Source organism: Caulobacter endophyticus (genome assembly GCF_029543245.1).
In the GTDB taxonomy this organism is placed as follows: domain Bacteria; phylum Pseudomonadota; class Alphaproteobacteria; order Caulobacterales; family Caulobacteraceae; genus Caulobacter; species Caulobacter endophyticus_A.
Map to the genome: position 1 here is coordinate 225,744 of NZ_JARQWV010000006.1, position 20,445 is coordinate 246,188.

The 20,445-nt window shown below is 68.2% G+C and carries 15 protein-coding genes and 1 tRNA gene; 10 read left to right on the forward strand and 6 right to left on the reverse strand.

Translation table 11 applies throughout. From position 1 onward, the window contains the following. Positions 1–11: 11 nt before the first annotated feature. Entirely contained in the window at positions 12–773 is a 762-nt protein-coding gene (locus tag P7A99_RS08170) for an SDR family NAD(P)-dependent oxidoreductase (protein WP_165262213.1), read from the reverse strand. 33 nt (positions 774–806) lie between these two features. Next, positions 807–1,640, reverse strand: a complete 834-nt coding sequence (locus P7A99_RS08175) for an IclR family transcriptional regulator (RefSeq protein WP_116489444.1) — start codon at positions 1,638–1,640, stop codon at positions 807–809. 213 nt (positions 1,641–1,853) lie between these two features. Here P7A99_RS08175 and rhmD point away from each other — a divergent pair, with 213 nt between their 5' ends. The 8 genes from rhmD (at position 1,854) to P7A99_RS08215 (ending at position 12,765) form a co-directional block, all read left to right on the forward strand. Then, a complete protein-coding gene (rhmD, locus tag P7A99_RS08180) occupies positions 1,854–3,032 on the forward strand; it encodes an L-rhamnonate dehydratase (RefSeq protein ID WP_165262217.1) in 1,179 nt (392 codons plus the stop codon). Positions 3,033–3,077: 45 nt separating this feature from the next. Beyond that, the gene (locus P7A99_RS08185; RefSeq protein ID WP_277793406.1) at positions 3,078–3,941 is read left to right on the forward strand and encodes a fumarylacetoacetate hydrolase family protein; all 864 of its coding nucleotides are present in this window, start codon (positions 3,078–3,080) and stop codon (positions 3,939–3,941) included. Further along, positions 3,938–4,687, forward strand: a complete 750-nt coding sequence (locus P7A99_RS08190; protein ID WP_277793407.1) for an SDR family NAD(P)-dependent oxidoreductase — start codon at positions 3,938–3,940, stop codon at positions 4,685–4,687. Before P7A99_RS08185 ends, P7A99_RS08190 begins: the two co-directional genes overlap by 4 nt. A 68-nt stretch (positions 4,688–4,755) precedes the next feature. Continuing rightward, entirely contained in the window at positions 4,756–5,661 is a 906-nt protein-coding gene (locus P7A99_RS08195) for an amidohydrolase family protein (RefSeq protein WP_277793408.1), read from the forward strand. Positions 5,662–5,693: 32 nt separating this feature from the next. Beyond that, the gene (rhaM, locus tag P7A99_RS08200) at positions 5,694–6,029 is read left to right on the forward strand and encodes an L-rhamnose mutarotase (RefSeq protein WP_277793409.1); all 336 of its coding nucleotides are present in this window, start codon (positions 5,694–5,696) and stop codon (positions 6,027–6,029) included. 5 nt (positions 6,030–6,034) lie between these two features. Beyond that, a complete protein-coding gene (locus tag P7A99_RS08205; protein WP_277793410.1) occupies positions 6,035–9,826 on the forward strand; it encodes a beta-galactosidase in 3,792 nt (1,263 codons plus the stop codon). 38 nt (positions 9,827–9,864) lie between these two features. Next, entirely contained in the window at positions 9,865–10,974 is a 1,110-nt protein-coding gene (locus P7A99_RS08210) for a glycoside hydrolase family 88/105 protein (protein ID WP_109099342.1), read from the forward strand. Positions 10,975–11,139: 165 nt separating this feature from the next. After that, entirely contained in the window at positions 11,140–12,765 is a 1,626-nt protein-coding gene (locus tag P7A99_RS08215; RefSeq protein ID WP_277793411.1) for an MFS transporter, read from the forward strand. Between the two features lie 236 nt (positions 12,766–13,001). On the opposite strand, the gene P7A99_RS08220 is transcribed toward P7A99_RS08215, so the two are convergent. From P7A99_RS08220 to P7A99_RS08235, 4 genes are all read right to left on the reverse strand, one after another. After that, a complete protein-coding gene (locus P7A99_RS08220) occupies positions 13,002–14,828 on the reverse strand; it encodes a hybrid sensor histidine kinase/response regulator (RefSeq protein WP_277793412.1) in 1,827 nt (608 codons plus the stop codon). 185 nt (positions 14,829–15,013) lie between these two features. Next, positions 15,014–16,447 carry a rhamnogalacturonidase gene (locus P7A99_RS08225; protein WP_277793413.1) on the reverse strand — a complete coding sequence of 478 codons (1,434 nt, stop codon included), beginning with the start codon at positions 16,445–16,447 and terminating at the stop codon, positions 15,014–15,016. Next, a complete protein-coding gene (locus tag P7A99_RS08230) occupies positions 16,444–17,406 on the reverse strand; it encodes an alpha/beta hydrolase (RefSeq protein WP_277793414.1) in 963 nt (320 codons plus the stop codon). The genes P7A99_RS08225 and P7A99_RS08230 overlap by 4 nt, the downstream gene beginning before the upstream one ends. A gap of 27 nt (positions 17,407–17,433) precedes the next feature. After that, positions 17,434–18,675 (reverse strand): rhamnogalacturonan acetylesterase, encoded by a 1,242-nt coding sequence (locus P7A99_RS08235; RefSeq protein WP_277793415.1) that lies wholly within the window; start codon positions 18,673–18,675, stop codon positions 17,434–17,436. A gap of 227 nt (positions 18,676–18,902) precedes the next feature. Between P7A99_RS08235 and P7A99_RS08240 the strand changes: the two genes are divergently transcribed. Then, positions 18,903–18,977, forward strand: a tRNA-Lys gene (locus P7A99_RS08240). A gap of 194 nt (positions 18,978–19,171) precedes the next feature. Next, the gene (locus tag P7A99_RS08245) at positions 19,172–20,020 is read left to right on the forward strand and encodes a hypothetical protein (RefSeq protein ID WP_277793416.1); all 849 of its coding nucleotides are present in this window, start codon (positions 19,172–19,174) and stop codon (positions 20,018–20,020) included. The last annotated feature ends 425 nt before the right edge of the window (positions 20,021–20,445 follow it).

Sequence of the window (20,445 nt, forward strand, 5' to 3'; positions counted from 1 at the left end):
GGACGATCGATCTACTGCAGGTTCACGAACGCGCCGCCGTCGACCAGCAGGGCCGCGCCGGTGACGTAGTTGGCCAGGTCCGAGGCCAGGAACACGATCGGGCCGGCCAGGTCGTCGGGCTCGCCCAGGCGGCCCAGCGGGATGCGGCCGCTCATGTATTCGCGCTTGGCGACGTCGGCGAGGTCTTCCTTGTTGATCGCGGTCTCGATCGTGCCCGGCAGCACCGAGTTGCAGCGGATGCCATACTTCCCGAGCGCGATAGCGGTCGACTGCATCAGGCTGTGCACGCCGGCCTTGGTCGGGGTGTAGTGCGTCTGCATGCCGCCGCCGACCAGGGCGCTGATCGAGGAGACGGCGATGATCGAGCCGCCGTGACCTTGCTTGACCATCTGGTTGGCCGCCGCCTGCACCATGTAGTAGGCGCCGAACAGGTTCACCTTCATGGTCCGCTCCATCACTTCGGGCGGCATGTCCAGGAAGGCATGGAACGGGCAGATGCCGGCGTTGTTGACGAAGACGTCGACCTTGCCGAAGGCGGCGACGGCGGCGTCGACGAAGGCCTGGGCGGTTTCGACCTGGGCCACGTCGCCCTTCACGGCGATGGCGCGACGGCCCAGGGCCTCGATCTGCGCCACGGCGTCGGCCGCGCCGGCCTCGTCGGAGTGGTAGTTGATCGCCACGTCGGCGCCATGACGCGCAGCGCCGATGGCGGCCGCCTTGCCGATACCGCCCGAGGCGCCGGTCACCAGCACCACCTTGTCCTTCAGAAGCATAGTTCCTCCGTCTTCACTCACGCGCGGGAGGCGTCAGGTCTTGGCGCCTGACCCCCGCTTGCCGTTCCAGCCCAGGTCGCGGCTGATCGCGTCGGCGGCCAGGCGGATGTCGTCCACCAGCCCGCCCATCCGTTCGTCGTCCATGTACTGAGCAGCGCCCGAGACGCTGATCGCGGCGACGATCTGACCGCCCGCCCCGCGCACGGGCGCGGCCACGCAGCGGATGCGGTCTTCGTTCTCTTCCAAGTCGAAGGCGATGCCGCGCTGGGAATAGTCGTGCATCCAGGCGATCCACTGCTCTTCGTTCGGCGCGCCGGCGGCGGCCGGGCCTTCCTTGCGATACAGCGTGCGCCAGCGGCCCTCGTCGTCGTCCAGCACCAGGGCCTTGCCCAGGCCCGTCGAGCGGATCGGCTGGCGATCGCCCACGCGCGAGGAGATGTTGATGCGGCGGCGGCCGGTCAGCTTGTCGAGATACAGAGCGCGGTCGTCGTCGAGCACGCCCAGATGGACGGTGTCTTCCAGCTCTTCCCACAGCTTTTCCAGGTGCGGGCGCGCGATGCGCGGCAGGTCCATCTGCTGGCTGGCCAGATAGCCCAGTTCCAGAAGCTTCGGGCCCAGGCTGTAGCCTTCACGCGGGGTCTGGGTCAGCAGGCGGCGCTCGACAAGGGCGGTGGCCAGGCGGTGCGTGGTGCTGCGAGTCAGGCCGAGTCGCGCAGCCAGCGCCGGCAGGCCGATGGCCCCCGCGTCGGCCACCACGTCGAGCACGTCCAGGCCGCGAAACAGCGTCTGGCTGCCGCTTGGGCTCTTGGTCGCCGCGCCTTCGTCGTCCGCCACCGGTTCCGCTCCCCTTGACGTGCTGGGTTTCATTTTGTAGCACTACCTCTCATAATATGGAACGCAAGACAAGGGCTCGCATCAGCGACTCTTTCGGTCGCGGGGGTCCTGCGACAAGCGTGTCATACGACGTTCTGGGGAGGTAGCGCGAACATCCGTTCGCGTCGTTCGGCGGCCCCGCTGGCGCGCCTCCCCCCATAGGGGCAGATCCGGTCACGACAGACCGGGCGATGGTTGGAGCACGAGATGCCGCTTCCCTTGATCAAGGCTGTTCGCGCCTATGTGGTCCGCGGGGGCGGCGCCGACTATCACGACCAGGGCGAAGGCCACTGGATCGACGACCACATCGCCACCCCGATGTCGCGCTATCCCGAGTACCGCCAGAGCCGCCAGAGCTTCGGCATCAACGTGCTCGGCACCCTGGTCGTCGAGATCGAGGCCGTCGACGGCACGATCGGTTTCGCGGTGACCACCGGCGGCGAGCCGGCCGCCTACATCGTCGAAAAGCACCTGGCCCGCTTCCTCGAAGGTCGTGATCCGACCGAGGTCGAGAAGATCTGGGACCAGATGTACTTCTCCACCCAGTACTACGGCCGCAAGGGCCTGGTCGTGAACGCCATCTCGGGCGTCGACCTGGCGCTCTACGACCTGATCGGCAAGCTGCGCCAGGAGCCGGTCTACGCCCTGCTGGGCGGCAAGGTTCGCGACGAGCTGACCTTCTACGCCACGGGCGCGCGTCCGGACCTGGCCAAGGAAATGGGCTTCATCGGCGGCAAGATGCCCCTGCACCACGGCCCGGCCGAGGGTGAAGAGGGCCTGCGCAAGAACCTCCTGGAACTCGAAACCATGCGCAACCGCGTGGGCGAGGACTTCTGGCTGATGTTCGACTGCTGGATGTCGCTGGACCTCAACTACGCCACCAAGCTGGCCCACAAGGCCCACGAGTACGGCCTGAAGTGGATCGAAGAGGCCCTGAGCCCCGACGACTACTGGGGCTACCGCGACCTGAAGAAGAACGCCCCTCCCGGCATGCTGGTCACCACCGGCGAGCACGAAGCCACCCGCTGGGGCTTCCGCATGCTGCTGGAGATGGAATGCTGCGACATCATCCAGCCGGACGTGGGCTGGTGCGGCGGCGTCACCGAGCTGATCAAGATCGCCAACCTGGCCGACAGCAAGGGCGTGATGATGATCCCGCACGGCTCGTCGGTGTACAGCTACCACTTCGTCATCACGCGCCATAACAGCCCGTTCGCCGAGTTCCTGATGATGGCGCCCAAGGCCGACGAGGTCGTGCCGATGTTCCATCCGCAGCTGATCGGCGAGCCCGTTCCGGTCAACGGCAAGCTCAAGCTCGGCGACGCGCCCGGCTTCGGCGTCGAGCTGAACCGCGACGTCGGCCTGCACCGTCCCTATCCGCGGTAAGCCGCGCCTCCCCTTCCCCCATTTTACCCCTAGAGCCAGAAGACCATGAAACTGTTGCGTTACGGCCCGCGGGGCGCCGAAAAGCCCGGCCTGCTGGATTCCGAAGGCAAGATCCGCGACCTGTCGGGCCACGTGTCCGACATCACCGGCGCTGAGCTGACCCCGGAAGGCCTGGCCAAGATCGCCGCCATCGACCCGTCCACCCTGCCGGTGGTCGAAGGCTCGCCGCGCTACGGCGTGCCGATCGGCAATGTCGGCAAGTTCCTGGCCATCGGCCTGAACTTCGCCGACCATGCCAAGGAAGCCGGCCTCGAGCCCCCGCCCGAGCCGATCTTCTTCACCAAGGCGATCTCGTGCCTGAACGGCCCGAACGACCAGGTGATGCTGCCCAAGGGCGCCGAGAAGGGCGACTGGGAAGTCGAGCTGGGCGTCGTGATCGGCAAGCGCGCCCGCTATGTCGAGCAATCCGAAGCCCTGGACTACGTCGCCGGCTACGTGCTGGTGAACGACGTCTCCGAGCGCGCCTTCCAGAAGGAGCTGGGCTCGCAGTGGGACAAGGGCAAAGGTTGCGACACCTTCGGTCCGGTGGGCCCCTGGGTCGTCACCGCCGATGAAGTCGGCGACTGCCAGAACCTCGACATGTGGCTCGACCTCAACGGCAAGCGCATGCAGACCGGCAACAGCAAGACGATGATCTTCGGCGTCGCCGAGCTCATCGCCTACATGAGCCGCTTCGTCACCCTCGAGCCGGGCGACATCCTGACCACCGGCACCCCTCCGGGCGTCGGCGAAGGCCAGAAGCCGGAAAAGATCTTCCTGAAGCCGGGCGACGTCATGACCCTGGGCATCGAGAAGCTCGGCGAGCAGCGCCAGGAAGTCATCGCCTGGACCAAGGAAGGCGTCTCGTGACCGTTTACGCCAATCGCTTTGCGGGCCGCACCGCCGTCATCACCGGCGGCGCTTCGGGCCTGGGCAAGGAAACCGCCCGCCGCATCGTCGCCGAAGGCGGCAAGGTCGCCCTGTGGGACCTGAACGCCGACGCGCTGGAAGCCGCCGCCAAGGAAGTCGGCGCGACCTTCACCGTCGCGCTGGACGTCTCCGACGAAACCCAGGTGGCCGCCGCCACGACCGCCAGCGTCGACGCCCTCGGCAAGATCGACGTTCTGGTCAACTCGGCCGGCATCACCGGCGCCACGGTTCCGGTGCACGAGTTCCCGCTCGACAGCTGGAAGCGCGTCATCGACATCAACCTGAACGGCCTGTTCTATTGCTGCCGTTCGGTGGTGCCGCACATGCTGGGCGCCGGCTACGGCCGCATCGTCAACGTCGCCTCGGTGGCCGGCAAGGAAGGCAACCCCAACGCCAGCGCCTATTCGGCGTCGAAGGCCGGGGTCATTGGCCTCACCAAGTCGCTGGGCAAGGAACTGGCCGGCAAGGGCGTCATCGCCAACAGCCTGACCCCCGCCACCTTCGAGAGCCCGATCCTCGAGCAGCTGCCCGCCAGCCAGGTCGAGTACATGCGCTCGAAGATCCCGATGGGTCGCCTCGGCGAAGTCGAGGAAAGCGCCGCGATGGTCTGCTTCATGGCCAGCGAGGAGTGCAGCTTCACCACCGCCGCCACCTTCGACACGTCCGGCGGCCGGACGACCTTCTAGTTTGAGACCGGGCCAGCCCGTCCACCAGGACAGGCTGGCCCGGGGCTTGCGAGCCCAAGGGGACAGGCATGGCGTACACGGGTCCGATCATCGACGCCCACATGCACCTGTGGGACCTCGGCAAGCACTACTATTCCTGGCTGCAGGACGTTCCCCTGCCGGGCAACCCGGCGGGCGACATGAGCCTGATCGCCGGCAAGAACTACCTGCCCGCCGACTACGCCGCCGACGCCCTGCCCTGGCGCGTCCAGAGCCTGGTCCACGTCGAGTGCGGCCTGCCTACCGACAAGCAGCTTTCCGAGACCGACTGGCTGGAAAGCCTGGTCGCCGCCGGCGCTCCCATTGGCGCGATCGTCGCCGGCGCCAACCTGGATGATCCCAACGTCGAGGCCCTGCTGGAGGCGCACGCCTCGCGGCCGCACGTGCGCGGGATCCGCCAGATCGTCAATTTCCACGCGGACCCGGCCAAGACCTACGGCCCGTCCGACCTGCTGCTGAACGACCAGTGGCGCGCCGGCTTCGGCCTGCTGGCCAAGCACGGGCTGTCGTTCGACCTGCAGCTCTACCCCGCGCAGATGGAAACCGCCGCGGCCCTGGCCGACGCCCATCCCGACATCGCGCTGGTGGTGAACCACGCCGGCATGCCGACCGATCGCGACGAGGCGGGCCTGGCGCTGTGGCGCTCCGGCATGGCCGCGCTGGCCCAGCGTCCGAACGTCACCTGCAAGGTCTCGGGCCTGGCGATGGTCGACCGCGCCTGGACGGTGGAAAGCCTGCGTCCGTTCGTCCTGCAGGTCATCGAGACCTTCGGCGTGGAGCGGACCATGTTCGCCAGCAACTTCCCGGTCGAGAAGGTGCACGGCTCGTTCGACGCCTTCTACGCGGCCTACGACGCCATCACGGCCGGGTTCAGCGACGCCGAGCGCCAGCGCCTGTTCGCCGGCACGGCCGCCGCCGTCTACCGCATCGCCTGAAAACCAAGAAACGACGCCCGGAGGAACACCCCATGAGCACGCTGACCGAAGGCCGCCCGATCGCCTTCCGCATGCAGCTGAAGCCCGGTGTCGCCGCCGAGTACGAGCGCCGTCACGACGAGCTGTGGCCCGACCTGGCCGAGGCCCTGCGCAACGCCGGCATCTACGACTATTCGATCTTCCTCGACGAAGAGACCATGAGCCTGTTCGCCGTGCTTCGCCTGAAGCCCGACAACAATAAGGACACCCTGCCCCTGCAGCCGGTGATGAAGCGCTGGTGGGACTTCATGGCCGACCTGATGGACGTCCATCCGGACAACAAGCCGGTCGAATGGCCGCTCAAGCCCGTCTTCTACTTCGAGGGCTGAGACCAGTGATCAAGCGTCCCGCCCTCTTCGGCCTCGCCGCCGCCCTGCTCGCCACCACCGCGCTCTCCGGCGCGACTGCGGCCGAGCCGACGCGCTACGTCATGACGGCGTTCACCAACGCCAGCCAGTCGAACATGAGCGTGTACGACTCGGCCGACGGCTCGCGCTTCACCTTGCAGAAGCCGCTGGCCTACACCCCGCCCAAGGGGCTGATCCGCGATCCCAGCGTCATCAAGCGCAAGGACGGCTTCTACTACGTCGCCTACACCACCGGCTGGACCGGCAACACGATCGGCCTGGCCCGCAGCAAGGACCTGGTCGACTGGACCTTCCTGCGCGACGTCACCGTCGACGTGCCCGGCTCGACCAACACCTGGGCGCCGGAGTGGTTCGTCGACGCCGACGGTTCGGAGCACCTGATTCTGTCGGTCTCGACCACCGGCATCGCGGGCCAGTTCCAGCCTTACCGGATCACGGCGCAGGACGCCGACCTCTCGACCTGGAGCGCGCCGCGCCCGCTGTCGGGCATGGGCCCCAACTACATCGACGCCTTCGTCGTGCGCGAGGGCTCGCAGTACCAGGCCTTCGCCAAGAACGAGACCACCAAGTTCATCGAGCTTCTGACCGCCCCGTCGCTGGACGGCCCCTGGCAGGTCAAGGGCGGCGGCGACTGGGCCGGCTGGGGCAAGTTCCTCGAAGGCCCCGCCCTCACCCGCACGCCTGAAGGCGCCTGGCGCATCTATTTCGACGAGTACATGTCGAAGCGCTACTGGTACTCCGACAGCACCGACGGCTTCCGCACCTGGACGCCCAAGAAGGAACTGCCCGAGCTGTCGGGCACCGTCCGCCACTTCACCGTGCTGAAGGAAGGCGGCGAGCAGGCGGTCGCGGAGAAGCCCGCCGAAGCCCACAAGATCACCTGGGACAAGTACTCCCTGAAGGTCGACGGCAATCGCATCTATTCCTGGGGCGGCGAGTTCCACCCCTTCCGCGTGCCCAGCCCGGATCTCTGGCGCGACATCCTCCAGAAGATGAAGGCCAGCGGCTACAACACCGTCGCGATCTACATCGACTGGGGCTACCACTCGCCCAAGCAGGGGGTCTACGACTTCTCGGGCATTCGCGACATGGATCGCGTGCTGACCATGGCCAAGGAAGAAGGCCTCTACGTCATCACCCGCGCCGGGCCGTACGTGAACGCCGAGCTGACGCGCGGCGGCTTCCCCGGCCACCTCGTCAACCAGCAGGCCCGCGCCCGCACCGACGCGCCGGAATACATCCAGGCCGCCGACGAGTGGCTGAGCCAGATCAACAAGGTCATCGCCCGCCACCAGCTGACCACCGGCCAGGGCACGGTCATCGCCCACCAGATCGAGAACGAGCTCGACGTCGTGGGCGCGCCGCAGCAGCGCTACATGCAGTGGCTGGCCGACAAAGCCCGCGCGGATGGGATCACCGTCCCGCTGTTCCACAACGACAAGGGCCGCAACGGCTACTGGGTGCCCAAGGGCTCCAACGTGCCAGGCTCCGTCGAAGGCCCGACCGACCTCTACGCCTTCGACGGCTATCCGGGCGGCTCGTGCAAGGTCGACTCCACCCCCTCCTCGCCCGGCGTGGCCCCCGACTGGGGCCTCTACGGCGCCGGCGGGGCCAAGGGCGGCGCCTCGGCCAGCCCCAACACGCCCGGCTTCGCGGCCGAGTTCGGCGGCGGCTGGTTCGACTACTGGGGCAGCAACGGCGACTACGACTGCACCGCCATCCATCGCGGCGTCGGCTATCAGCGGGTGTTCTACGGAACCAACATCGCCAACGGCCTGACGATCCAGAGCTTCTACATGACCTATGGCGGGACCAGCTGGGGCTGGTCGCCGGCCCCGGTGGTCTTCAGCTCCTACGACTACGGCTCGGCCATCGACGAGGCCCGCGGCCTGCGCGACAAGGCCCGCGTCATGAAGCAGATGGGCCAGTTCCTGAACGCCGTTCCGGACCTGACCCGCATGGACAAGGGCGAGGCCGTCGTTCCCTCGAACGACAAGGTCCGCGTCTATCACAACGTCAACGCCGAGACCGGCAGCCACCTCTATGTGGTGATCCACAACCCCAGCAGCGCCACCGGCGACGAGGCCTTCACCTTCAAGGTCAAGACCCGCGACGGCGAGTACGTGGTCCCCTCGCGGATCAAGGGCCAGGACAGCAAGATGCTGATGGCCAGCTACGACCTGGGCGGCCAGCGGCTCGTCTATTCGACCTCCGAGATCCAGACCCACCTGCCCTGGAACGGCGGCGACCTGGCCTTGATGTACGGCCGCGCCGGCGAGGCCGGTGAAACCGTCCTGCGCTATGCCGAGGCCCCCAAGGTCGAGGTGCTGGAAGGCCAGGTCTCGTCGAGCTTCGACGCGGCCAAGGGCGACCTGAAGCTCTCCTACACCCACACGGGTCTCGCCCGCGTGCGCATCACCGGCGGCGGCCGTCCGCCGCTGACGCTGCTGCTGGCCGACGAGGCCACGGGCCAGACCTTCTGGCGCCAGGACACCGCGGCCGGCCCGACCCTGCAACGCGGCCCAGGCCTCGTTCGCTCGGCCAGCGTCAAGGGCGCGGTCCTGTCGCTGACCGGCGACACCGAGACCGAAAGCGCCCTGGAAGTCTTCGCGCCCAAGGGCGTGAAGTCCGTCCGCTGGAACGGCGCGGCCGTCGCCGCCAAGGCCACGGCTTCGGGCTCGCTGCTGGCGTCCAAGGCGCTGGCCGGCCCCACCGCCGTCACCGTGCCCGACCTGGCCAAGCTCGACTGGAAGACCGCCGCCGGCTCGCCGGAGTCGGATCCGGCCTTCGACGACAGCGCCTGGGCCAAGGCCGAGGGCAAGCGCGGCGGCTCCACCGTGCGTCCGCCGACGGGCCAGCCGGCGCTCGACATGAGCACCCACGGCTTCCACCACGGCGACGTCTGGTATCGCGGCCGCTACAAGGGCCGCGCCGACATCGACACCCTGACCCTGCATTACGGCGCCGGCGGCGCCGGCATGCTGCAGGTCTGGCTGGACGGCAAGTTCCTGGGCCAGCACGAGCTGGACGGCGGCCTGCCCCGCCCGATCACCACGGGCGTGGCCACCTTCAAGCTGCCGGAAGCCCTGCGCGGCGACGGCGAGCACGTCCTGTCGGTGATGGTCCGCAACAACGGCCACAACTGGGACCTCGACGCCGACGACTTCCACAAGGAAGCCCGCGGCCTCGTCTCGGCCTCGCTGTCGAGCCCGACGAGCTACAGCTTCGCCGTGCCGATCGCCTGGAAGATCCAGGGCAACAAGGGCGGCGAGGACATCGCCGATCCGGTGCGCGGCCCGATGAACGAAGGCGGCCAGTACGGCGAGCGCAACGGCTGGCACCTGCCGGGCTTCCCCGACCAGGGCTGGGCCAAGGCCGATATGGCCGCACCTGCGCCCTACGCCGGCACCACCTGGTATCGCACCAACTTCGACCTGGCCCTGCCCAAGGACCAGGACGTGACCCTGGGCCTGACGATCGGCGATCCGAAGACCCCGCGCTCGCCCGGCCGCTATCGCGTGCTGATCTTCGTCAATGGCTGGAACATGGGCCAGTTCATCGCCCATGTCGGCCCGCAACGGACCTTCGTGCTGCCGACCGGCATCGTCGATCTGCACGGCAAGAACACCATCGCCCTGGCCGTAACCAGCGACGGCGCCCCCGGCGACGCCCTGGAAGCGGTCAAACTGGAAGTGCTGCGCAACGTGGAAGGCGGCGTGCCCGTCGCCCGCGTGCCCGCGCCGAACTACAAGCAATGAGCCACGTGCTCATCCGAACTTACCTTTAGGAGACTACCGTGCCCAATCTCGCTCACGGCATCGAGGCCAAGGACGTCAAGGCCAAGATCGCCCTTCTGATCAGCAACCTCGTCGACATCACCGACGAGACGGGCGAGTTCCTGCTGCGCCTCGACGACGGCCGCGTCATCGACACCAAGGGCTGGAACGACTGGGAATGGACCCACGGCGTGGGCCTCTACGGCCTGTGGAAGCAGTACGAGATGTACGGCGACGAGCGCGCCTTCGACATCATGACCAAGTGGTTCGCCGACCGCTTCGAGGCCGGCACCCCGACCAAGAACATCAACACGGTCTCGCCGTTCCTGACCCTGGCCTACCTCTATGAGGCCACCGGCGACCACACCTACATCCCCTACCTCGAGACCTGGGCCGACTACGTCATGTACGAAGGTCCGCGCACCGAGGAAGGCGGCTTCCAGCACATCGTCTTCAACAGCGAGAACCCGCAGCAGCTGTGGGACGACACGCTGATGATGAGCGTGCTGCCGCTGGCCAAGATCGGCCTGCTGCTCGACCGCCCCGACTTCGTCGAGGAGGCCAAGCGCCAGTTCATGGTCCACATCAAGTATCTGGCCGACCGCAAGACCGGCCTGTGGTTCCACGGCTGGACCTTCGAGGGTCGTCACAACTTCGCCGACGCCCTGTGGGCCCGCGGGAACTGCTGGGTGACGATCGCCATCCCGGAATTCATCGAGCTGCTCGACCTGAAGCCGGGCGACGGCCTGCGCGCCTTCCTGATCGACGCCCTGGAAGCCCAGATCAAGGCCCTGACCGAGTACCAGGACCAGGAAACCGGCCTGTGGCACACGATCATCAACGACAAGACCTCGTACCTTGAAGCCTCGGCCACGGCCGGCTTCGCCTACGGCGTCCTCAAGGCCGTCCGCAAGCGCTACATCGGCAAGGAATACGAAGCCGTCGCCATCCGCGCCATCAAGGGCGTGCTGGCCAACATCGACGACGCGGGCGAACTGCAGCAGGTCTCGTTCGGCACCCCGGTGTTCGACACGATCCAGGGCTACAAGGACATCCCGCTGACCTCGATGCCCTACGGCCAGTCGCTGGCCATGCTGGCTCTGGGCGAGTTCCAGCGCGCCTTCATCTAACTCTCTCACCGACCTTCCCCGCGAAGGCGGGGATCCAAGCTGACTCTATAGCGAGAGCGCCGGAAACTCGGCTTGGATCCCCGCCTGCGCGGGGAAGAACGGATGGGGGAATACAATTCAGAGGCTCACCAGAAGCCTTTCGAAGTTTTGGGACACGAAACGAACATGGCCACGCCAGACGCCCGCAAACCGTCCTGGATCAACTATTGGGGCTGGGGCTCCGGCGACATGTTGGGGGCCGGCGCGCAAGCCGTGATCACCGGCTGGCTGGCCTACTTCTTCATCACCTTCTGCGGACTGTCGCCGGTCGAGACCGGCCTGATCCTGGGCCTGCCGCGCCTGCTGGAAGCGATCACCTGCCCGCTGATCGGCTACATCTCCGACAACCTGCGCCACACCTGGATCGGCCGTAAGGTCGGGCGGCGGAAGATCTTCCTGCTGCTGACCATTCCGCTGCTGCCCAGCTTCGCCCTGATCTTCGTGTCGGGCCAGACCTTCACCTACTACCTGGTGACCTTCATCTTCTTCGAGTTCGTCTACACGATGTTCCTGATCCCGTGGGAAACCCTCGCGGCGGAAATGACGAAGGATTACAAGGAGAAGGCCAAGTTTGCGGGCGCCCGCATGCTGATCGCCCAAAGCTCGGCGATCCTGGCCTCGTACCTGCCCACGCTGATCATCAACAACTTCGGCGGCAAGGACAGCTCCAACACCTTCCTGATCATGGCGGCCATCTTCGGCGGCCTGTTCAGCCTGGTCGTCGTGCTGGTGGTCCTGTTCACCTGGGAGCGCCCCTACACCGAGGACGAAAAGCTGATCCAGCCCGAGGCCATGGACTGGGGCAAGGCCGCGATGATCCCGGTCAACATGTTCCGCGACCTGTTCTCGACCCTGAAGCTGAAAGCCTTCCGCCAGCACCTGTCGCTGTATCTGGGCGGCTATATCAGCCAGGACATCTTCAACACCGCCTTCCCGCTGTTCGTGGCCACGGTGATGGTCGGCTCGACCCTGGTGATCTCCCAGGCGATGACGATGATGTACTTCGCCCAGCTGATCTCGGTGATGATCGCCATCCGCGTGATCATCAAGACCGGTCCGACGGCGGCCTATCGCATGGCCATCACCTTCGTCGGCGCGGCCCTGCTGCTGTTCCTGGGCTTCTACCTGGTCAAGCCGGCCGGCTTCGCCGCGGGCGTCGAGGGCCTGCACGGCAACATCTTCAACGCCGCCGGTTCGGGCTTCAACCCCACGGTCCTGTTCTGGCTGTTCCTGCCGATCATCCTGGCGGGCCTGGGCCGCGGCACGCTGAACTTCGTGCCCTGGGGCGTCTACAACTACCTGCCCGACGTCGACGAGGCCGTCACCGGCCAGCGCCGCGAAGGCATCTTCGCCGGCGTCATGACCTTCGTGCGCAAGATCGCCCAGTCGGGCGCCATCCTTCTGACCACCACCCTCCTGGGCCTGGGCGGCTTCGTCTCGGGCGGCAAGGGCCAGGTCGTCCAGCAGACGCCCCAGGCGATCCACACCCTGGTGCTGATCATGGTCGGCGGCCCGATCCTGGTGATGGTCACCGGCATGATTATCTCGTGGAAGTTCCGCCTCAACGCCAAGACCCACGAGGTCCTGGTCCACGAGGTCGAACGCCTGCGCGCCGGCGCCACCGAGGCCGAGACCCCCGAGTCCAAGGCCATCGTCGAGGACCTCACCGGCTGGAAGTACGAACGCCTCTGGGGCCGCGGCGAGAAGGCCAGGCCCTCTGTCACCAGCGACCAGATCCCGGATATCAACTGATCCGGATCCCTCTCCCCTTGCGGGAGAGGGTGGCCTCCCGAAAGGGAGGTCGGGTGAGGGGTCTCTCAGAAGCCAAACGCCGCGACAGCCGATCGGCCGTCGCGGCGTTTTCGTTCGTGCAACCCCTCATCCGTCGACTGCGTCGACACCTTCTCCCGCAAGGGGAGAAGGACGCTACGTAGATCCTCCCTCTCTGGGGGAGGTGGCCCATAGGGCCGGAGGGGGTCAGCGCCGACCTAAGCCGCCTCCGCCTGGCTCCACCGCGCCACCATCTCCAGGAGCCGACCCGGATTGATCGGCTTGCCCAGGTGGTCGTCCATGCCGGCGGCCATGCAGGTGGCGATCTGGTCGGGCAAGACGTTGGCGGTCATGGCCACGATCGGGATGTGGCGCCCCGTCGGCTCCAGCGCCCGAATGCGGCGCGTGGCGGTCAGGCCGTCCATCACCGGCATCTGCACGTCCATCAGAACGAGGTCGTAGGCCTTGCCGGCCTTGAAGGCGTCGACCGCCGCCACGCCGTCGACAGCCATCTCCACCTCGACCTCGAACGGCGCCAGCAGCGCGCCGATCAGTTCGCGGTTGGCGGGGTTGTCCTCGACCAGCAGCAGACGCACCGGCTGGTCCAGGCTCACCGGCGACGGCGCGGCGGGCAGGTCGCTGGCCAGGCTCTCGGTGATCGGCAGGTCGACCTCGAACCAGAAGGTCGAGCCCCGCCCCTGCGCGCTCTCGACGCCGATCTGGCCGCCCATCGCCTCGATGATCCGCTTGCAGATCGCCAGGCCCAGGCCTGTGCCGCCGAACCGGCGCGACACCCCGGCATCGGCCTGGATGAAGCGCTCGAACACCGCCTCGTGCATGTCGTCGGGCAGGCCGATGCCGCTGTCGCGCACCGACATCCTCAAGCGCTGGCCGACGCTCGACGAGGCTTGGCTGACGCTGATGACGATCTGGCCCTCGCTGGTGAACTTCACCGCGTTCGACAGGAAGTTCAGCAGCACCTGGTTCAGCCGCGCCGCGTCGCCCAGCAGCGGGGCCAGCCCCGGTCCAAACTCGATCAGCACCGGCAGGCCCTTGGCCTGGGCCTGGCTCTCGATCAGGGCGGCGGCCGAGCGGGCCATGTCGCAGGGACGGAACGGCTCGGCGTCGAACTCCATGCCCGCCTCCAGGCGCGAGAAGTCCAGAACGTCGTTGATGACGCCCAGCAGGGTGTTGCTGGCCTCGTGCACCAGGCGCACCTGGCGCGCATCGGCCTCGGACAGGGCCGACGACTGCCGCAGCAGGCCCGAAAAGCCGATGATCGCCGTCAGCGGCGTACGCAGTTCGTGGGTCATGTTGGCCAGGAAGTCGGCCTTGGCGGCGGCCGCGGCCCGCGCCTCGGCGGCCACCCGCGCCAGTTCCTCGGCCAGCCGCTTGCGTTCGGTGATGTCGCGGCTGGTGGCGATGAAGCCGCCCCCCTCCTCCTGGGGCACCATCGAATAGGTGCTCTCGATCCAGATCAGCTGGCCGTCCTTGCGGCGGAACTGGTACTCCAGCGTGCGACTGTCGGCGGGGCCCTTCAGCGAGCGAACCGCGGCCAGCGCCTTGGCCCCGTCCTCCTCGCTCACGCCCAGCAGGTTCGGCGCGACCAGGAACTCGGCGGGAGTATAGCCCGTCAGTTGTTCGATGGCCGGCGAGTTATAGCGGCGGCGCCCGTCCGACCACCACATCAGCAGGGCGTCGGTCAGGTTGTTGGCCAGGATGCGGTACAGCGACTCCTGCTCGCGCAGGCGCCCCAGGGCGCGCTCGGCCTCGAGCCGACGGCGCTCGGCCTCCTCGGCCGTCTGGCGCTGGACCTTCAGGCTATGCGACAGGTCCAGCTTGGCGATCTTCAGGTCCAGGCGTTGGCTGTGCATGACGTACAGCAGCGGCGTTCCGACGATGGCGACGATGGCCATGGTCATGCCCGGCGTGAACACCTCCGGGCGGCTCAGCAGCACGATATTGATCAGGTAGTCCGCGCCCACGGCGGCGAGGGCCACCAGGGCGACGGTCGCGAGCGTTCTTAGGAACTTGGCTAGAAACATGGCCCCAGTGTCGACAGCGCGCCTGATCGAACGGTCCGATCCCGCTTCTTTTCGCTCATCTTGAAGGCGAAAGTGCTAAAATCGACCGTCTGCCGGTTCTCAGGCGACTTTCGCGACGCTACGCCGCAGCTTGCACGCACTCAAGGTGGCGCTCATGGCCAAGCTCGCCCGCCGGCGGTCACCCGCTACCGGGCAGCGGTGAATCGGTCGGCCGCGAAGACCTCTCCGTCGATGCTGACAGGCGCACGGGCGTCAGGATCCGCCGTCAGCCTCAGGCCTTCGATCACCAGGCCCCGCACGTGCCTCGCCCACAGCCCCCAGGCCGGCGGATCGCCGAACATCCGCGGCTCGGGATAGGCGTCGGCCAGTTCCGGCGGCTCGACGCCCGCCTCCCCCGCCCCGCCCAGGAACGACAGGGCCAGGGTCTCCAGGCGCACGTCCTCGATCGGATGATCGGCCAGGCCCGCCAGGATCACCGGCAGGTCGGCGAAGGCGGCCCCGCCGTCCAGGCCCCGCACGCTCACCCGGCGCAGCGCGCCCGGCCGTGTCCCCTCGGGCCCGCGCAGCCGCGCGCCCAGGCGCAGGAACAGCGGTGAGCTGGTCATCTCGACCAGCCGCACGTTCCTGATCTCGACGTCCTCGATGGTCCCGCCGTCCACCGTCTCCAGGGCCAGCCCGCGCGAGCGCTCCAGCACGCAGTCGGCGATGCGGATCCGGCGGAAGTCGCCGTTGCTCTCGGTGCCGATCTTGATGCGGCCGGTCACCCGGTCCTGGTCGGGCGAGATCTGATGCTCGCGGCCCAGGGTCCCGTCCAGCACCGTGCCCGGATCGAAGCCCGAGACGTGGCAGCCGGTGATCTCGACGTCCTGCGTCGGCAGCGCCTCTCCCAGGGCCATCGAGGCCTTCAGCACGATGGCGTCGTCGTTGGGCGTGTTGACCCGGCAGCCGCTGATCCGCACCCGCGAGCAGCCGTCGATGTCCAGCCCGTCGCGGTTGGTGTCGACCAGCAGGTTCTCGATGACGAGGTCCTCGCACCCCGTGGCCAGCACCGCGAAGTGCCCGCCCCTGACCAGCGTGAAGCCCGAGAGCCGCACCTTGCGGCAGCGCTTGAGCCCGATCGCCTTGTTGCCCTGGCCGATCATCGCCGCCCGCTCGGGCACGAGTTCCGCCATCGCCTCGGCCGACAAGCCGACCATGCTCAGCGGGAACTCGCCCGCCTGCCGCCGCCAGCGCGAGCCCGGCCCCTCGCGGGTCAGGCCCTCGCCGTCGATGCGACCGGGGCCCTCGATGGCCACGTCCTCGAGGTCCTCGCCCCAGATCAGGCTGTTGCGCCAGTGGCTGTGGCCGAAGTCCTGGTAGAGGTCGTGCGGATTGTCCTCGGGCGGATCGTAGGTCCCGCCGTGCCGGGCCGGATCGGCGGCGACCAGCACGCAGCCCTCCTCCAGCTTCAGCGTAACGCCGCCGGCCAGCCGGATCGAGAAGCACAGATACCGCCCCGCCGGCAGCCGCACGGTCCCGCCGCCGGCCGCGCGGGCGGCCTGGATGGCGGCGTTGATCGCGTCGCTGTCCAGCGCAACGCCGTCGCCGACGGCGCCGAAACCCGTGACGTCGAAGATCACGCGTAGAGCCCGTGGCGGCGCAGGAACGGCGGCAGCAGCTGCGGCCAGCCCATGTCCATGCCCTGCGGACCGGTCACGCCGAAGCCGTGGCCGCCCTTCTCGAACATGTGCAGCTCGCTGGGCACGCCGGCCGCGCGCAGGGCCGAGTAAAGCAGCAGGGAGTTGTCGGCCGGCACCACCCTGTCGTCGGCGGCGGTGGCGATGAAGGTCGGCGGCGTGTCGGCCGGCACGTCCAGCTCCAGCGAGGCGGCCTTGCGGCGCGCGTCCGAGGCGTCGCCGGCCAGCAGCTCCTTCATCGAGGCGCCGTGGGCGAACGGCGCCTGCATGGTCACCACCGGATAGAACAGCCCCGCCACCGAGGGCCGGGTCGACAACTGGTCGATGGCGTCGATCGGCGCATAGGTCTCGCGCTTGAACTGGGTCGACAGACGGCCCGCCAGGTGCCCGCCGGCCGAGAAGCCCATCACGCCGACGCGCGCCGGATCCAGGCCCAGCTCGCCGGCCCGCGAGCGGATGATGCGGATGGCCCGCTGAGCGTCCTGCAGCGCCACGTCCGGCCCCGCCGCCCAGCCGTCGGCCGGCAGGCGGTAGGTCATGACGAAGGCGGTCACGCCCTGATCGGCGATCCACTTGTCGATCGCCCCGCCGGCCTTGCTGACCGCCACGCGCTTGTAGCCGCCGCCGGGGATCATCAGGATCGCCGCGCCGTTGGGCTTTGCCGGTCGGCGCATCATCAGCACCGGATCGGTGATGTTGAGGAAAGCCGTGTCGTTGGGATCGCCGCCCGGCGTGCGCAGGATCACCTGCTCCTTGACCGTCACCTTCTCGCCGCCCGGAGCCTTGCCCGGCCAGATCGGCTGGATCTCCAGCGTCGGCCTGACGGCCGGAGCCGTCTGGGCCAGGGCGGGGCTGGCGGCGGTCGCGCCGGCCAGGGCCAGCAGGGAGCGACGGTCGATCATCGGATACCTCTTACCTCGCAAGGAGGATCAATTGCCGCGCAGGGCCGCGTTGCTGCGGGCCGCGCTGGGAGCCATGACGAAGCTGTCGGGCGGCGTGGGCCTGGCCGGATCGAACGAGCCGGCGTCGGCGGCCAGATGGCGCGCCAGATCCGGTACCCCGGCCTTGATCCCCTGCACGATGCAGCGCGCCAGTTCGTAGGCGCCGTAATTGTCGTGGTGGGTGATGTCCTTGCCCCCGTCGGCGAAGGCCTTGGGCGACTGCACGGGCCCCAGGGCCTCGTAGAACGCCTTGCTCATCGCCGCCAGGTCGATGACCGGCACGCCCAGCTCCTGGCCCACCGCCAGCACCGCGGCCGGATAGTCGCCGTGGGTGTTGATGATCCTGCCCTCGCCGTCGAACCGGCGGCGGTGCATCGAGGTCACCAGCACGGGCGTCGCCTTCCTGCGCCGGAACTCGCCGACATAGGCCCGCAGGTAGTCGCGATAGGTGCTGTCGGCCGCCACATAGGTCTGGGGCCAGTTTTCCTTCTGGTCGTTGTGCCCGAACTGGATCAGCGCGAAGTCGCCGGCCCGCGTCTGGCTCAGCACCTTGTCCAGCCGGTGCTCCATCAGGAACGACTTCATGGTCTCGCCGGACTCGGCGTGGCTGGCCACCGACACCGTCGGGGCGAAGAACCGGGGCAGCATCTGGCCCCAGCCGGCGGCCGGCTCGAACGGCTGGTCGGTCACCGTGGAGTCGCCCAGCAGGAAGACGCGCGGCACGCTGGCGGGCTCGACCGTCATCCGCGCCACCTTCGGGGCCGGACCGCAGAACTCCACCGTAAGCTTGTCGTCCCAGTTGGGCGTGCCCTTCTCGCGCGGATTGAGGATCACGCCGGTTCCGCCCGGAGCGTTCTTGGGCGGCGGAGGCAGCGAGGCGTCGCGGGTATTGACCACGAACGTCACCTCGCGGCGCTCCCTGGCCTTGGTGCGGATCTGCTCGGCCATCAGCCGGCGGGACTCGGCCTTGACGGTCAGGTCGGCGCCGCCCTCCACCTCCAGGGTCACGCGCCAGTCGCCCTCGGGCACGGCGACCGAGAACGACCGCCCCTCGCCCGGCTCGAAGCCGTAGCCGCTGGCGGCGTCATACAGGCGATCGGCGGCGACGGGCGTGAAGCCCTCGCGCGGCTTGGCGGTGAAGTCGAACCTGCGGGCCGTCATCTGCGCCGTGGCGGCGGTCGCGGGGGCCAGCAGCAAGCCGGCCAGAACACTGCGTCGCGCAAGCTGCATTCCGGATTCGCCTCCCCCTTCGTACCGCGACCCGCGGCCGTCATTCTGCGCCGGACCATCCCGAAGAACGGGCCCAGACGCAAGATATTTCACATATCGCCACGCGAGCCCATGATATGGGATTCAATTGCCATCCCATCCACAGCCACGGTCGAAACCCGGCTTGCGACGCAAGCGACGCCCGACTATGGTCCGCGCCGCTTCTCACGGCCTTCCGTGTCGACAGCGGGCCGGTAGCTCAGTGGTAGAGCATTCGACTTTTAATCGAATGGTCCTGGGTTCGAATCCCAGCCGGCCTACCAAACTCTTCTCGAAAACCTGAACGAAATCAGCCCCGAACTGAATATCCAGCGGGGGCCGGCGGCGCCTCGTTCATCCGCCCGCCCAATCTAGGCCGTAGTCGGCCCGCAACCTCCGCGACCTCTTCGGGGGGCTGTTCGATTCGTACGCGACACGGCGGATGACGACACGGCTTCTCGCGCGTTAGGGTCAAGTCATGCGAAGCCTGCTCCTCCTCGCCGCCGCGCTGCCCCTGCTGGCCGCCTGCGCCACCACGCGCGATCCTGCCCCGGAGGCCCAGGCGCAGGCCGAGGTCGAGAACCCCGACAAGATCCAGACCACCTCCGAGGCCAACAAGGACGGCCTCGGAGGCGCGGTCACCGCCCCGCTGCGCGACGTCAACCTGATGCGCACCAAGATCCCGGCCGTGCTGCTGGAGGCCATGCAGGATCCCTATGCCCGGCCCCAGCCCTCCAGCTGCGGCCAGCTCACCGCCCTGGTCAAGCCGCTGGACGCGGCCCTCGGCATCGACCTCGACCAGGTGCCGCCCGGCGAGGACGAGGACCTGATGGATCGCGGCCGCAAGGCCGCCGGCGACGCGGCCCTCGGCGCGATGGCCAGCGCCGCCCAGGACCTGATCCCGATGCGTGGCTGGGTCCGCAAGCTGTCGGGCGCCGAGAAGCACGACCGCATGGTCCAGTCGGCCATGGCCGCGGGCGCGGTACGCCGCGCCTATCTCAAGGGGCTGGGCGAAGCCCGTGGCTGCATGCCGCCGGCCACGCCCCAGCATCGCGGCGAGGCCCAGCCCGAACCGGTGAAAAAGCGCCGCTTCCCGTTCATGGGCGGCAAGGACGCCCCGCCCCCGCCGCCGCCCAAGCCAGCCCCCTCGGTCGTCGGCCCCACGGTCGAGCCGATCCCCGACGTCCACGCCCCGCCGGCCGCGCAAGCCGCGCCAGAAACCGCCCCAGGCGCCGCGAAGGGCAAGCGCAAGCCCGCCTACCCCATCACCCCGGTCCCCGCCGCCCCGGCCCAGCCCGCAACGCCGCAAGGACCGTCGAGCGACTGAGGCGGCCCGCAAGATCCTCCCCCTGAAGGGGGAGGTGGCCCAGAGGGCCGGAGGGGGAAGTGTCTGCTGAGGTCGGCGCACCCCACCAGCCAATAACCCCCGCCTCCCTCGCCCCTGTGGCGAGGGCCCATGCCGGCGGCTGCTCAGACGGTGGTCATGCTCGAAAGGTTTGAGCAGGCTGAACGATGGATCCTCGCCACAAGGGCGAGGAAGGCGTGCGTTGGGTTGGGCTCGGAAAGTGGCCCGGACGGGGATAGAGCAGCGTCCATCCACGGCGAATTCACAAAAGAACCGAACGAACTCAACCCCTTGCAACTTTCTCATCCAATTCAATCAGACGCGCCAAATCCCGCCGCATAATCAAACCCGTCCCCGCCATGGGGAGGGCTCTTGGTACCGGCCCAAGCGTGGCGAGGACCGCATCG

Excerpts from the sequence above, each read along its gene's own strand:
- P7A99_RS08170 (WP_165262213.1), bottom strand. The coding sequence starts at position 773 with ATGCTTCTGAAGGACAAGGTGGTGCTGGTGACCGGCGCCTCGGGCGGT.
- P7A99_RS08175 (WP_116489444.1), bottom strand. The coding sequence starts at position 1,640 with ATGAAACCCAGCACGTCAAGGGGAGCGGAACCGGTGGCGGACGACGAA.
- rhmD (WP_165262217.1), top strand. The coding sequence starts at position 1,854 with ATGCCGCTTCCCTTGATCAAGGCTGTTCGCGCCTATGTGGTCCGCGGG.
- P7A99_RS08185 (WP_277793406.1), top strand. The coding sequence starts at position 3,078 with ATGAAACTGTTGCGTTACGGCCCGCGGGGCGCCGAAAAGCCCGGCCTG.
- P7A99_RS08195 (WP_277793408.1), top strand. The coding sequence starts at position 4,756 with ATGGCGTACACGGGTCCGATCATCGACGCCCACATGCACCTGTGGGAC.
- rhaM (WP_277793409.1), top strand. The coding sequence starts at position 5,694 with ATGAGCACGCTGACCGAAGGCCGCCCGATCGCCTTCCGCATGCAGCTG.
- P7A99_RS08215 (WP_277793411.1), top strand. The coding sequence starts at position 11,140 with ATGGCCACGCCAGACGCCCGCAAACCGTCCTGGATCAACTATTGGGGC.
- P7A99_RS08220 (WP_277793412.1), bottom strand. The coding sequence starts at position 14,828 with ATGTTTCTAGCCAAGTTCCTAAGAACGCTCGCGACCGTCGCCCTGGTG.
- P7A99_RS08230 (WP_277793414.1), bottom strand. The coding sequence starts at position 17,406 with ATGATCGACCGTCGCTCCCTGCTGGCCCTGGCCGGCGCGACCGCCGCC.
- P7A99_RS08235 (WP_277793415.1), bottom strand. The coding sequence starts at position 18,675 with ATGCAGCTTGCGCGACGCAGTGTTCTGGCCGGCTTGCTGCTGGCCCCC.
- P7A99_RS08245 (WP_277793416.1), top strand. The coding sequence starts at position 19,172 with ATGCGAAGCCTGCTCCTCCTCGCCGCCGCGCTGCCCCTGCTGGCCGCC.